15 protein-coding genes are annotated in these 13479 nt (G+C 69.7%); 8 read left to right on the top strand and 7 right to left on the bottom strand.

Annotated features, from left to right (window positions below; genetic code table 11):
* Position 1: 1 nt before the first annotated feature.
* The 4 genes from ACFVWD_RS26195 to ACFVWD_RS26210 form a co-directional block, all read right to left on the bottom strand.
* The gene (locus ACFVWD_RS26195; protein ID WP_389599537.1) at positions 2 to 712 is read right to left on the bottom strand and encodes a PIG-L deacetylase family protein; all 711 of its coding nucleotides are present in this window, start codon (positions 710 to 712) and stop codon (positions 2 to 4) included.
* 466 nt (positions 713 to 1178) lie between these two features.
* Positions 1179 to 1652, bottom strand: a complete 474-nt coding sequence (locus tag ACFVWD_RS26200; RefSeq protein WP_389599453.1) for a carboxymuconolactone decarboxylase family protein — start codon at positions 1650 to 1652, stop codon at positions 1179 to 1181.
* A gap of 230 nt (positions 1653 to 1882) precedes the next feature.
* Positions 1883 to 2407 carry an XRE family transcriptional regulator gene (locus ACFVWD_RS26205; RefSeq protein WP_389599455.1) on the bottom strand — a complete coding sequence of 175 codons (525 nt, stop codon included), beginning with the start codon at positions 2405 to 2407 and terminating at the stop codon, positions 1883 to 1885.
* A complete protein-coding gene (locus tag ACFVWD_RS26210; protein ID WP_389599457.1) occupies positions 2341 to 3045 on the bottom strand; it encodes a hypothetical protein in 705 nt (234 codons plus the stop codon). The genes ACFVWD_RS26205 and ACFVWD_RS26210 overlap by 67 nt, the downstream gene beginning before the upstream one ends.
* A gap of 225 nt (positions 3046 to 3270) precedes the next feature.
* On the opposite strand from ACFVWD_RS26210, the gene ACFVWD_RS26215 reads away from it, so the two are divergent.
* Entirely contained in the window at positions 3271 to 3771 is a 501-nt protein-coding gene (locus tag ACFVWD_RS26215) for an SRPBCC family protein (protein WP_389599459.1), read from the top strand.
* A 77-nt stretch (positions 3772 to 3848) separates the two neighbouring features.
* On the opposite strand, the gene ACFVWD_RS26220 is transcribed toward ACFVWD_RS26215, so the two are convergent.
* Positions 3849 to 5498: an FAD-dependent oxidoreductase gene (locus tag ACFVWD_RS26220; protein WP_389599461.1), complete on the bottom strand. Its 1650-nt coding sequence runs from the start codon at positions 5496 to 5498 to the stop codon at positions 3849 to 3851.
* A 253-nt stretch (positions 5499 to 5751) separates the two neighbouring features.
* On the opposite strand from ACFVWD_RS26220, the gene ACFVWD_RS26225 reads away from it, so the two are divergent.
* From ACFVWD_RS26225 to ACFVWD_RS26255, 7 genes are all read left to right on the top strand, one after another.
* A complete protein-coding gene (locus ACFVWD_RS26225; RefSeq protein ID WP_389599463.1) occupies positions 5752 to 6873 on the top strand; it encodes a SchA/CurD-like domain-containing protein in 1122 nt (373 codons plus the stop codon).
* Positions 6874 to 6942: 69 nt separating this feature from the next.
* Positions 6943 to 7425: a cupin domain-containing protein gene (locus tag ACFVWD_RS26230; protein WP_389599465.1), complete on the top strand. Its 483-nt coding sequence runs from the start codon at positions 6943 to 6945 to the stop codon at positions 7423 to 7425.
* On the top strand, positions 7422 to 8690 hold the full coding sequence (locus ACFVWD_RS26235) for a beta-ketoacyl synthase (RefSeq protein WP_075030274.1): 1269 nt from the start codon (positions 7422 to 7424) through the stop codon (positions 8688 to 8690). The genes ACFVWD_RS26230 and ACFVWD_RS26235 overlap by 4 nt, the downstream gene beginning before the upstream one ends.
* Positions 8687 to 9943: a ketosynthase chain-length factor gene (locus ACFVWD_RS26240; protein WP_389599467.1), complete on the top strand. Its 1257-nt coding sequence runs from the start codon at positions 8687 to 8689 to the stop codon at positions 9941 to 9943. The genes ACFVWD_RS26235 and ACFVWD_RS26240 overlap by 4 nt, the downstream gene beginning before the upstream one ends.
* A gap of 26 nt (positions 9944 to 9969) precedes the next feature.
* Positions 9970 to 10230, top strand: coding sequence for a phosphopantetheine-binding protein (locus tag ACFVWD_RS26245; protein WP_060895970.1), 261 nt, complete (start codon positions 9970 to 9972; stop codon positions 10228 to 10230).
* Between the two features lie 2 nt (positions 10231 to 10232).
* Entirely contained in the window at positions 10233 to 10709 is a 477-nt protein-coding gene (locus tag ACFVWD_RS26250) for an SRPBCC family protein (protein WP_389599469.1), read from the top strand.
* Positions 10710 to 10735: 26 nt separating this feature from the next.
* Complete coding sequence (locus ACFVWD_RS26255) at positions 10736 to 11068, top strand: TcmI family type II polyketide cyclase (protein WP_054232638.1); 333 nt, start codon at positions 10736 to 10738, stop codon at positions 11066 to 11068.
* A gap of 95 nt (positions 11069 to 11163) precedes the next feature.
* On the opposite strand, the gene ACFVWD_RS26260 is transcribed toward ACFVWD_RS26255, so the two are convergent.
* Positions 11164 to 12219, bottom strand: a complete 1056-nt coding sequence (locus tag ACFVWD_RS26260; RefSeq protein WP_389599471.1) for a methyltransferase — start codon at positions 12217 to 12219, stop codon at positions 11164 to 11166.
* 42 nt (positions 12220 to 12261) lie between these two features.
* Entirely contained in the window at positions 12262 to 13323 is a 1062-nt protein-coding gene (locus ACFVWD_RS26265; RefSeq protein WP_389599473.1) for a nitrous oxide reductase family maturation protein NosD, read from the bottom strand.
* Positions 13324 to 13479 lie beyond the last annotated feature (156 nt).

Raw genomic sequence — 13479 nt, forward strand, 5'->3', positions numbered from 1 at the left:
CTCAGCGGCTGAACAGTTCGAAGACGACGGCCGGCTTCCCGCCGAACCGCTCACTGTGCGCGCCGGTGCTGTCCATCAGGAAGCGGCGCGCGTACGTCTTGGGATCCTCGTCGCTCAATGCCTCGATGTACGTACGATGCTGAAGCAGCGACAGCACTGCCTGTTCGAGGCCTCGGTCCGCACGTACCGCGTGGGTGGGGTTCGGGGAGTTGGCGACGGCGACCCATCGCACGCCGTTCCAGGGCCGAAGCTCCTGCTCGGCCGGCTCCGGGAAGATCCAGCGGTTGCCCGCGTCCGCAGCCGCGTCGAGGACCGCGCGCCCGACGGCCACGTGATCCGGGGTGTTCCAGATACCCGAACCCCAGGTCGCATGATGGTTCAGAGTGATCAGCAACTCCGGCCGGTGACGGCGGATGGCGGCGGCTATGTCGCGGCGCAGGGAGACGCCGTACTCGATTGTGCCGTCCCGGTGGTCGAGGAACTCCACCGCGGAGACCCCGACGGCGGCGGCACCGGAACGCTGCTCCCCTTCCCTCAGCGGTCCGGCTTCGGCCGGTGCCAGCGTGTCGATGCCCGCTTCGCCGCGGGTGGCGAGGACAGAGGCGATCTCACGGCCGTCCTGGATCCAGGACGCGACAGCGGCCGAGCACCCGTACTCGAGATCATCAGGATGGGCCACCACGGCCAGTGCACGTTGCCAGTCGGCCGGCATCGGCTGCAGTTGCGCGAGAGGCGAATCGGTCACAGCGCCTGCTTTCATGCATTGTTCCCGTGGTCGTGCGAAACCGCGGCGCAATAGGTGGTTCCATCAGCCACCCATGGGCTCGCCAATGAGCCCGGTGACGGACCGTAGATGTTCCTCGCAGAGTCGCGAACGCCGGCGCCGCCCCGATCCCCGTCACGGCCGCGCACATCACCATGGCCCGGCTGAGTGAGGCGTCGAAGGCCGCACCTGAGCGATATGGGTCCGGCCCCGTGCCGACCAGCAGCGGTGGTGACGCCACGGCGATGAGCCCGGAGGCTCGGGCCGCCGCGTTGTAAAGTTCGGGTCCGCCGATGGCGTCCCGGGCTGCGGGGCGGTGAAGTCCTCCACCGGGCCTGCCATCGTGGGCGATGGCGGTCCGTCTCCGTGCCATGGGCCGGGGGCGCGGAGGCGGACCGCGCGGGCCGGGCGTCGGTCAGCCGAACTGTCCGGGCTGGTAGTCGCCGGCCGGCTGCTGGACGATGACATTCACACGGTTGTAGGCGTTGATGACGGCGATGAGTGACACCAGCGCGGCGAGCTGGTCCTCGTCGAAGTGCTTGGCGGCGTTCTCCCACGCCTCGTCCGTGACCCCACCGGACGCATCCGCGATGCGGGTGCCCTGTTCCGTCAGCTCCAGGGCGGCGCGCTCGGCGTCGGTGAACACCTTGGCCTCCCGCCAGGCCGCGACCAGGTTGAGGCGCTGCGGGGTCTCCCCGGCGTGCGTGGCGTCCTTGGTGTGCATGTCGGTGCAGAAACCACAGCCGTTGATCTGACTGGCGCGGATCTTCACCAGCTCCTGCGTCGCGGTCGGCAGTGTCGAGTCCGAAACCACCTTGTTGGCAGAGTTGAGGTGCTTGAGCACCTTCCCCGCGAGAGGGTGGCCGAAGAAGTTGAGACGCGATTCCACGGTGATCTCCTTGCAGTGTTGTGGATACACAACTATTGACCGGGGTGACCGACGACGTGTGACAGCGTCCCTGTGTGACCTGTGTCTCATCCGTTCGGTCGTGGATACCCTTCGTGCCAGGTGAAGCCAGGGAAATGGGTGTCAGTGGCCGCTCCGCCGCAGTGCACATGCCACTCTTGCGGGCGGCAGCACACCATTGTTGTGGCGCGGTGTGCAGGGGCGACGCAACCTCAGTGGCTCCGGTCGTCCCAACTCCCCACGACGGAGAGCAGTTGCAGGCGTGCATGGCTCTCCGAGCCCGGCGCCGCGGTGAACACCAGAAGCCGCTGTGACTGGTCGGGGTCGACGAGCGTCTGGCAGTGCAACTCCAAGGTGCCCAACTGCGGATGCTGGAGGCGTTTGGGCGCGCAGGAGGGCCCGAGAACCGGGTGCTCACGCCAGAGCGCCGCGAATTCTGGGCTGGCTGCCTGCAGCGCGTCGACGAGGTCGGCGGTGCGGGAGGCATGGCCGTCCCGTGCGTACGCGCCATGGAGATCTGCCACCAGCAGGCGGCTCTGCGAGGCGTGGTCGCTCTCGGGACGGAGCAGCCGGGAGGCGGGGTCGGTGAACCACCGGTAGTGCAGACTGCGGGTCCGTCCGGCGAAAGCACTCTCGTCGCCCAACAGCGCGACTGCCATGCTCGTCTGCTTCAGGGTCTCGCCCAGATGGTTGACCACCTGGGCGGGAGTGTCCTCAAGCCGGTCGAGGATGCGCATCGTTCCCGGGTTGATGTGATCGCCGCGCAGCACCCTTCGGGGAACGGCGTGGCCGGCCAGTTGGAAGAGATGATCCCGTTCCTCAGGGACAGACGCAGGCCGCGGGCGAGGGCGGCCAGCATCTGCTCCGACGCAACTCCCGTCAGCCCCGCGGACATCCGCCAGAGCCGGGCTGCGTCCGCCTCGCTCCGGGCCGACTTGTAGATCGCCAGCTCGATGGGACCGCCGGTGAACTGCCCCAGGCCGTCAGGGCCGTAGAGGAGCCCGCCTCGGGCCTGGGGGCTCGTGGCTGCGTACAGCGGCGGAAGCACCCCTGCGTCGGCGGAATGTAAGACCTTGCGCAGGTGGTACTCGGCGGTGTGCGCGCTGATGAACAGCCGTGCGCCGATGCCCCAGTTGGTGAAGCCGTTCAGGCCGCAGCCGTCCCGGTAGAGGGTCTGGGCCTCGTCGCCTTCGCGCACCTGCGCCTGTGCCAGAGCCGGCACGGCCAGCGCCCAGTTGGTCCCCACCGGCCGTGTGACGCCCGCCAGTTGCTCGAATGCCTGCTCGGCGAGTGCGCGCTCGCCGGTGTGCGTGGCCGCCTCGATCGCTTCGCGCTGAGGGGCGGGCAGGTGGGCGAGCCCATCATGTGCCCGCACAACTGCTGCAGGCCGGCACAGGCCAGCTCCCATCTCGGACTCCGAGGCAACGATGCGCTCTGCTGGATATATCGATGCCGAGTGCCTCATGCCATGCCTTTGGCCTCAGATCCTATCCAAGTTGCGGGGAGCGGCGCCGGGTGAGGGTGTGCGCTTCCGCGCGCCGTATGCCGTGGGTCTCCGCGCTCTCACGCCACCGCCGGGGGCGCCCGCACACTGCTGTTCATGGAACTGCACCGTTATCGGTTCAGAAGCGTGTGGGACTTCGCACGACCGCCGGACGAGGTGTTCGCGGTGCTGCGCGTGGTCGACGACTGGCCCCTGTGGTGGCCCGGAGTGCGGCGGGCGCGCCGTATCGATGAGCAGTCGGGGGCGTTCCTGTTGCGCTCGCTGCTGCCGTTCGACCTCCACCTCACCATCACCGGCGCGTTCGAGGACGCGGAGTCGAGGGTGCTGCGCGGAGTGGTCGGCGGGGACCTGGAGGGTGTGTCGGGGTGGAGTGTGCGCCCGCACCTGACCGGCAGCCGGGCCGTCCTCGAACAGGACATGGTGGCGCGCAAGGCACTCATCCGCCGACTGGAGGTGCCGTTTCGCCCGCTGTTCCGCGCCAACCACTATCTCCTGACGTACCGGGGACACCGTGGTCTGAAGGCATGGCTGGACGGCGGTCAGGAGGCTCGGCGGATACGCCAGGAGGACCGGCGGCCGGGTACCCGTTCCGAGTGAGACCCTCGGCTCACCCGGAAGGGGTACCGGCGCGCGCTGCGGACGCGGACGTCGGGATCACGGTGTGACCGGAGCCGTCAGCCCCGGTCCAGGATCGCCGCGAGGGCCTCCCGCAGTGCCGTTTCCGGGTTCGCCGACGGGCCCTCGGAGCGCCAGGCGACGAATCCGTCGGGGCGGACCAGCACCGCCCCGTCCTCGGTGACGCCGTGCACCTCCGCCCAGTCCGTGTCGCTCGCGGGGGAGAGCTCAGCGTCGGGGCCGCTGCCGATCCGGTACGCGTCGAGCGGGACGGACAGCCGCTGGGCGACGTCCTTCGCCGCGCTGTGCCACTTGTCCGACGAGGTCAGGAGCGCCATGGACCGCTCGTACAGGTCGAGGGTGGAGACCCGGGTGCCGGCGCGGTGCAGCCACATGTGCGGTGCCCGGCTGCCGGGCTCGCCCGTCAGGCGCAGGCCGTCGGGGACGATCGGCACCGACTGGTCGGCGCCCAGGACCGCGCCACGCGGATAGCGGTAGGCCAGCGCCACGTTGAGGATGCCGCCCTTCTTGCCGCCGGGGCCGGCGGCTCCCGGGGCGGGGATGTATCCGGGGTGGCTGTGCTCGACCGAACGGGACGAGGCGCGGGCGCTGGTCGCCTCCGCGACCGGGCGGCGCTCGGCGTCGTAGGACTTCAGCAGTCCGGGACCGGCCCAGCCGCCCAGCACGGCGGCCAGTTTCCAGGCGAGGTTGTGCGCGTCCTGGATACCGGTGTTGGAGCCGAACGCACCGGTGGGGGACATCTCGTGGGCCGAGTCGCCGGCCAGGAACACCCTGCCGTCCGAGTAGCGCTCGGCGACCCGCTCGGCGGCGTGCCAGGCGGCCCTGCCGGTGATCCGCACATCGAGATCGGGTACGCCCACGGCGCGTCGGATGTGGTCCGCGCACCGCTCGTCGGTGAACTCCTCCAGGGTCTCGCCGTGTTCGGGGTGCCAGGGCGCGTGGAAGACCCAGTGCTCCTTGTTGTCGACCGGCAGGAGCGCCCCGTCGGCCTCCGGGTTGGTCAGGTAGCAGACGATGAAGCGCCGGTCGCCGACGACGTCCGCGAGGCCCCGGGAGGTGAACGTGACGCTCACGTTGTGGAACAGGTCGCCCGGTCCGCCCTGCCCGATGGCGAGCCGCTCGCGGATCGGGCTGCGCGGGCCGTCCGCCGCGACCAGGTAGTCCGCGCGGACGGTGCTGTGCTCGCCCGTCTCCCGGCTCTTGAGCTGCGCGGTGATCCCTTGCGCGTCCTGCTCGAACGACAGCATCTCGGTGGAGAAGCGCAGGTCTCCGCCCAGCTCCCGGGCGCTCTTCAGGAGCACCGGCTCCAGGTCGTTCTGGCTGCACAGGCACCACGCGCCGGGGCTGAAGCGGGCGAGCCCGCCGCCCGGGTCGATCTCCTTGAACAGCCATTCACCGGCGTCGCCCACCAGCGTCGGGGTCTGCATGATGCCGTGGTTCTCCGCCAGGACCGAAGCGGCCTCCTCGATGCGCCGCTGCACTCCGGCCACCCGGAACAGCTCCATCGTGCGCACGTTGTTGCCGCGCCCACGCGGATGGATCGAGGTGCCCGAATGGCGTTCGACCAGCAGGTGCGGCACACCGAGCCGGCCCAGGAACAGCGAGGTGGACAGGCCCACCAGGGAGCCGCCGACGATGAGGACCGGCGTGTGCTGACCGACCTCGCCGGCCTCTTCCAATCGGTTCATTGATTGCCTCCAGCGTCACCCGCGAGGTGAGTCAGGGATGGGATGCCGGCCGCTTTGAACGGCCATCAGTTTCCATGCCCTGTGCGGAGAGGATCGCGCGCTCCGGGCACCCGGATGGCACACAGTTCACTCGTCCGCACCGGCGGGCTCGCGCGCCTCGGGGGTCGCGTCAACGATCGGCACATGGCGACCCCGGTCTTTGGGCACGGCGGTCGTTCCTGACCTTCCGTGAAGAAGAGAAGAGGTGTGCCGGATGACTACTTCGGGACGTATATCGCAATCGGCGTTCGACGGTTCCAGGCTTCGGGTGATCCTGCTGCTGGACCTGTACGAAGGCGCCCAGGAGCAGTTCCTCGACGCGTACGAGCACATGCGCAATCAGGTCGCGTCCGTCCCCGGACACCTCAGCGACCAGCTCTGCCAGTCGATCGAGAACCCCTCGCAGTGGCTCATCACCAGCGAATGGGAGAGCGCCCCGCCCTTCCTCGCCTGGGTGAACAGCGAGGAGCACGTCGAGACGGTCCGGCCGATGCACAACTGCGTCCGGGACACCCGCTCGATGCGCTACAGCATCCTTCGGGAGACCAGCCCCGCCCAGCCGCACGGCCAGAAGTCGGCCAAGGCGGATATGCAGGTCGAGGCCCGGGTGGGCGAAGGTGTGGCACGCCATGCACTCACCTTCACCGTCAAGCCGGGCACCGAGTCGAAGGTCGCGGAGATCCTCGCCGGATACGAGTCCCCCCAGGCCCAGGTCGACGACACCACGCGGCTGCGGCGCACCTCCCTCTTCATGCACGGCAACCGTGTCGTGCGTGCGGTGGAGGTGGAGGGCGACCTCATGGCGGCACTGCGTCACGTCGCCCGTCAGCCCGAGGTACGGGCGGTCGAGGAGGCCATCAACCCGTACCTGGAGCAGGACCGGGACCTGAGGGACCCCGACTCGGCGCGGGTCTTCTTCACCCGGGCCGCGCTGCCGTCCGTGCACCACGTGACGTCCGGCCGCAAGGCACCCGAGGACGTGCGCCGTCACGCGCTCTACTACCCGGCCAAGCCAGGCTGCGGGATGGAGCTTGCCAGGTTGCTCGCCCACCAGGACGAGGCCGCGGCGGAGGACCCGAAGAGCCCGGTGTACCGGAGCACGGTCTTCCAGCGCGACGACATCGTGGTGCGTCTCATCGACGTGACGGGCGAGCTGGACGTGGACCCCGTCGCCGCACTCGGAGTCAAGGGCGCGAAGAAGGCCGCGGAGCTGGAGCGTCTCCTCGACGGTGCCGCGATCGGCGTCGAGGGCTCCCTGGAGACGGAACGCAACATCAACCGCCTCCTGTCGCACGTCGACATGATGCCCGTCACCGACCGCTCGGCGGATTCCTGACAGAGGGCCGCGGCTCCGTCCGCGGCCCTCCCTCCCCGGACGTCACTGCCCCACCCGGAGGTATCAAGCATGTTCAAGAAGCATCCACGCATCGTGGACCTGAGCGAGACGGAACCCAACCGCAGGCGCGGAGGCGACATCCGGGCCATGCTCACGCCCGCCACCGCGGGGTCCACCAGCGGCTTCATGGGCCTGGCCCTCATCCAGCCCGGCGAGCGCATCGGTGAGCACTACCACCCGTACTCCGAGGAGTTCGTGTACGTCGTCAACGGCGCCCTCGAAGTGGACCTGGACGGCGACGCCTTCGCCCTGCGGCCCGATCAGGGTCTGCTGATCCCGATCAACATGCGGCACCGCTTCCGCAATGTCGGCGACACGGAAGCCCGCATGGTCTTCCACCTGGGCCCGCTCGCTCCGCGTCCGAGCCTCGGCCACGTCGACACGGAGGTGACCGACGACACCGCGCCCGGCCCCGAGTTCGCCACCGCCGGGGCGGACCTGTCCGCGCCGGACCACGGACAGCCGTCCGAGCGAAGTGGGGCCATAAAGTGACCCGGCGGGTGGCCGTCACCGGTATCGGTGTGGTCGCTCCGGGCGGCACCGGGGCGACGGCGTTCTGGGACCTCCTGTCCAACGGCCGCACCGCGACCCGTGGCATCTCGCTGTTCGACCCGGCGGGCCTGCGTTCCCGCATAGCCGCCGAATGCGACTTCGACCCGCTCGCGCACGGCCTCGACCCGGAGCTGAGCGAACACGCCGACCGGTACATCCAGTTCGCGGTGGTCGCGGCCGGGGAAGCCGTCCGTGACTCCGGACTCGACACCGGCAAGGAGGACCCCTGGAGGGTCGCGGTCTCCCTGGGCAGCGCTGTCGGCGGCACCACCCGCCTGGAACACGACTATGTCCAGGTCAGCGAAAGGGGCCGGCGGTGGGACGTGGACCACCGCGCGGCCGACCCGCAGCTGCACCTGGCGTTCTCGCCCAGCACGCTGGCCTCGGTCGTCGCCGAGGAGTTCGGTGCCCAGGGACCGGTGCAGACCGTCTCCACCGGCTGCACCTCCGGACTCGACGCGGTCGGCTACGCCTTCCACACCATTGAGGAGGGCCGGGCGGACGTCTGCATAGCCGGGGCGTCGGATTCTCCGATATCCCCGATCACCATGGCCTGCTTCGACGCCATCAAGGCCACCTCACCCGACAACGACGACCCCGAGCACGCCTCCCGGCCCTTCGACGCCCACCGCAACGGCTTCGTCATGGGCGAGGGCGGCGCGGTACTGGTCCTGGAGGAGTACGAGCACGCCCGAGCCCGCGGCGCGCACATCTACTGCGAGATAAGCGGCTACGCCACCTACGGCAACGCCTACCACATGACCGGTCTGACCAGTGAGGGGCTGGAGATGGCCCGGGCGATCGACACCACGCTCGACCAGGCCCGCCTCGACCCCACCCTGATCGACTACGTCAACGCGCACGGCTCGGGCACCCGACAGAACGACCGGCACGAGACCGCCGCGGTCAAGCGGTCCCTGGGCGAGCACGCCTACAAGACGCCCATGAGCTCCATCAAGTCCATGGTGGGCCACTCGCTGGGCGCGATCGGCGCGATAGAGGTCGTCGCATGCGTCCTCGCCCTGAAGCACCAAGTGGTGCCGCCCACGGCGAACTACGAAACTCCCGACCCCGAGTGCGACCTGGACTACGTGCCGCGCACCGCACGCCCGCGGAAGCTGAACAACGTGCTCTCCGTGGGCAGCGGATTCGGCGGATTCCAGTCCGCGGTGCTCCTGACCGGGCCGGGTGGGAGGAACCGATGACCACTCAGCGCACTCAGCGCCCCCGGCGCGCGGCCATCACCGGCATCGGTGTGATCGCGCCCAACGGACTGCGCGCCGACGCGTACTGGAAGTCCGTCAGAGAAGGCCTCGTCGTCCTGGGCCGGATATCCCGCGAGGGATGCGAGCACCTGCCGCTCCGTATCGCGGGCGAGGTCCGGGCCTTCGACGCCGCGGCCCTCATCGAGGAGCGGTTCCTCGTCCAGACGGACCGCTTCAGCCACTTCGCGATGGCAGCGACCGTGCTCGCCCTCGACGACGCCGGCCTCGGCCACGGTGACCCCGCGGACCCGTACGACATCGGCGTGATCACCGCCGCCGGATCAGGTGGCGGCGAGTTCGGACAGCGCGAGCTCCAGAAGCTGTGGGGCCAGGGATCCCGGTACGTGGGCCCGTACCAGTCCATCGCCTGGTTCTACGCCGCCAGCACCGGCCAGATCTCCATCCGGGGCGGCTTCAAGGGACCGTGTGGAGTGGTCGCGAGCGACGAGGCGGGTGGCCTGGACTCCATCGCGCTCGCCGCCCGGGGTGTACGGCGCGGCACCGGGGCGGTGGTCGTCGGATCCGCGGAGGCCCCCCTCGCCCCGTACTCGATGGTGTGCCAGCTCGGATATCCCGAGATCAGCACCGCCGAGGATCCCGGTCGGGCCTATCGGCCCTTCACCGCGGGAGCGTGCGGCTTCGCTCCCGCGGAGGGGGGAGCCATGCTCGTCGTGGAGGACGAGACCCGCGCCCGTGAGCGCGGGGCGGCCGTCCGGGCCATCGTGGCCGGCCATGGGGCCACGTTCACCGGAGCCTCCCGATGGGAGCGGTCCAGAGAGGGTCTCGCCCACGCGATCCGCGGCGCCCTCGACGAGGCCGGCTGCGCTCCCGAGGAGATCGACGTCGTGTTCGCCGACGCCCTGGGCGTTCCGGAGGCGGACCGCGCCGAAGCCCTGGCCATCGCCGACGCCCTCGGCAAGCACGGCACCCGGGTCCCCGTCACGGCGCCCAAGACGGGCATCGGGCGGGCCTACTGCGGGGCACCCGTACTGGACACCGCGGCCGCGGTGCTCGCCATGGAGAACGGCCAGGTACCCCCCACCCCCAACGTGTTCGACATCTGCCACGACCTCGACCTGGTGATGTCGAGCGCTCGTCCCACCGAGCTGCACACGGCCCTGGTCCTCAGCAGGGGACTGATGGGCTCCAACGCGGCGCTGGTAGTGCGCCGCGGCGGCGACTCCGCCCGATAGGACCGGGCGGGAAGGAGAACAGACCCATGATCACCACCGAAGTGACCCTCATCGAACTGGCCTCGCTGATGAAGAAGGCGGCCGGAGTCTCCGTCGACCCCAAGGACCTCGAGAAGTCGTCGGACTCCCCGTTCGGCACCCTCGGCCTCGACTCCCTCGGCCTGCTCGGCATCGTCGGTGAGCTGGAGAACCGGTACAGCCAGCCGCTGCCCCCCGACGCCGAGCGCTGCAAGACCCCCCGTGAGTTCCTCGACCTCGTCAACAACACCCTCAAGGCTGGAGCCTGAAAGTGGCAGGACACACCGAGAACAGCATCACCATCGACGCCCCTCTCGACCTCGTCTGGGACGTCACCAACGACATCGAGAACTGGCCGCAGCTCTTCAGCGAGTACGCGTCACTGGAGGTGCTCTCCCGCGACGGCGACACGACGAAGTTCCGCCTGACCATGCACCCGGACGAGAACGGCAAGGTCTGGAGCTGGGTCTCGGAGCGGACCGTGGACCGTGTCAGGCGGACGGTCCGAGCCCGCCGCGTCGAGACGGGCCCCTTCGACCACATGAACATCCGGTGGGAGTACGAGGAGACCCCCGAGGGCACCCACATGCACTGGGTGCAGGACTTCGCGATGAAGCCCGAGGCCCCGGTCGACGACGCCTGGATGACCGACAACATCAACCGCAACTCCCGCGTCCAGATGGAGCTCATCCGGGACCGGATCGAGAAGGTCGCCCGCGACCGTCAGAACGCGCCGCTGCCCGGCTGACAGCCGAAGCCCAGGAAGGACATCCGATGCACCACGCCCTCATCGTCGCGCGCATGGCGCCCGACTCGGCCCCGGCGATCGCCGATGTGTTCGCCGCCTCCGACCGCGGTGAACTCCCGCACCTGATCGGCGTCAAGCGGCGCAGCCTCTTCCAGTTCGGTGATGTGTACATGCACCTCATCGAAGCCGACAAGGACCCGGCGCCCGCCATCGCGAAGGTGGTCGGGCACCCCGAGTTCCGGAGCGTCAGCGAGCAGCTGTCGGCGTACGTCAGCGCGTACGACCCGCAGACGTGGCGCAGCCCCAAGGACGCCATGGCCCAGTGCTTCTACCGCTGGGAGCGGGACGCCGTCTCCTGAGGCGAACGCCCGGACACAACCCGAGGCCGCCGACCCCGCGATGAACGCGGAGCCGGCGGCCTCGGGTTTTTCCCGGTGCGCCGGGAAGGGCCGGATCAGCTGGGGATCGTGCACTCGAAGGCGTGCAGATACGCGTTGACCGGACGGAACTCGTCGATGACGAGCCCCGCGTCCGTCAGCCGGTCGACCATGCTCTGCCGGGTGTGCTTCGCACCGCCGACGTTGAGGAGCAGCAGCAGGTCCATGGCCGTGGTGAACCGCATCGACGGGGTGTCGTCGACGAGGTTCTCGATGACGACGACGCGGGCACCGGGCCGCGCCGCCTTGCGGACGTTGGCCAGCGCCCTGCGGGTGCTGTCGTCGTCCCACTCCAGGATGTTCTTGATGATGTACAGGTCCGCCTGGACCGGGATGTCCTCACGGCAGTCCCCGGCCACGACGCGCACCCGCTCGGCCAGCGAACCGCCGCCTCGCAGCCGGGGATCGGCGTTCTCCACCACTCCCGGCAGGTCGAGCAGTGTGCCGTGCATCCCGGGGTGCTTCTCCAGCAGGCTGACCAGGACCTGGCCCTGACCGCCGCCGATGTCCGCGACCGAGGACACGCCTCGCAGATCGAGAAGGTTCGCCACGTCCCGCGCCGACTGCTCGCTGGACGTCGTCATGGCCCGGTTGAACACATACGCCGACTCCGGGGCCTCTTCGTTGAGGTAGTCGAAGAACTCCCGCTCGTACACGTCCTCGAAGACGTTCCGGCCGGAGCGCACCGCCTCGTCGAGCTTCGGCCAGACGTTCCACGTCCACGGCTCGGTGCACCACAGGGCGATGTAGCGGAGGCTGTGCGGGTCGTCCTCGCGCAGCAGCCGGGACATCTCCGTGTGTGCGAAGGTGCCGTCCGGGAGCTCGGTGAAGACCCCCTGGCAGGACAGCGCGCGCAGCAGCCGCCGCAGGGTCTTCGGCTGGGCCTTCACCGTCGCCGCCAGGTCCTCCACGCGCAGGGGCGTGTCGCCCAGGGCGTCCGCCACGCCGAGGCGCGCGGCCGCGCGTACGGCGGCGGCGCACGCCGCTCCGAAGGCGAGTTCCCGCAGCCGCATGGACGGCGGCGGGGGAGCCGGATCGACCGTGGTCGGTGGAGCCGGATCAACAGTGGTCATGGTCGTGCCTCGCTTCTGGGGTCGTGCTGGTGGAGGGAGGGGTCAGCACAGTCCGGCGGGCTCGGAGTGTGCGCAGGTGTTGCCGTGGAAGGTGTTGCCCTTGCCCTTGACGCGGTCGCGGTTGGCGAGGTCGGCCTTGCCGTTGCGCTGCGCCACGTTGTCGCGGATCTCGTTGCGCTCGTTGACGGCGCCCACGAAGCTCTTGTAGAGCACGATGCCGCCGGACAGCGGGGAGGTGCCCACGTTGTCCTCGACCCTGTTCTCCGCCACCAGTGTCTTCTCGGCGCCGGTGAGGACGATCCCGGAGCCCTGCAGGAAGGGCAGACGGGGGGTCTTGGGGCAGTACTTGTTGTTGGCGTGGACGTAGTTGCGGACCACGCTCAGCGCCCCGACGCGCGGCTTGTTCTCGTCGCCCACGACGAACACCGCGGCGCAGTTGCCGGTCGCCTCGTTGTGATCGACGGTCAGGTTCCGCAGCCGTCGGACTGTGACGCCGATCCGGTTGCCGGTCAGAAGGTTGTGACTGACGACCGTCCCCAGGGTGTCCCGGGCGCCCTCCTCGGTTCTGACCGTGTTGGACAGGAACAGTCCGGCGTCGCCGTTGTTCCGGGCGAGGTTGTAGCGGAACACCCCGCGCACGGAGCGCTCCTGGGCGATGCCCCACTGGCCGTTCTTCTCGGCGACCACTCCCTGGACCGTCAGCCGGTCGGTGCCCGACGCCCACAGGCCCTGCTTGGCGAAGCCTCTGAGGGTCAGTGAGCTGACGGTGACGCCCTTGACGCGCTTTTTGTCCGTTCCGGTGACACAGATCCCGTTGCCGGCCTTGGCGCAGCTGTCGGAGGCCTTGCCCGGCACGATGATGGTGGAGCGCGCACCGTTGCCGCGCAGCGTCAGGTTCGACACCGTGACGCGGACGCTCTCGTGGTAGGTGCCGGGGGAGAGGACGACGGTGTCCCCCGGGTGTGCGGAATTCACGGCCGTCTGGATCGACCCGCCGGGTTTGACCAAGTGCACCGTCCGGTGCTCGGCCGAAGGGGCGGCACCCAGCACCGACGCCGTGACGGCTGCGGTGCAGGCGAGGTAGGCCATCTGTCGTTTCGTCATAGGCCGAAGCTAAGAGCGGGTGTTCCGGCCCGCCACCGCTGATCACCCAGGTGGACCGCCGATGTCACCTGCCTGCGCGCATAAGGGTGAGCCGTCGGAGGCAGCGGCGTCGGCGGACACGCGACCGCCCCGGCCGGAGAACCCGGCCGGGGCGGT

Source organism: Streptomyces sp. NPDC058086 (genome assembly GCF_042885015.1).
GTDB lineage: Bacteria > Actinomycetota > Actinomycetes > Streptomycetales > Streptomycetaceae > Streptomyces.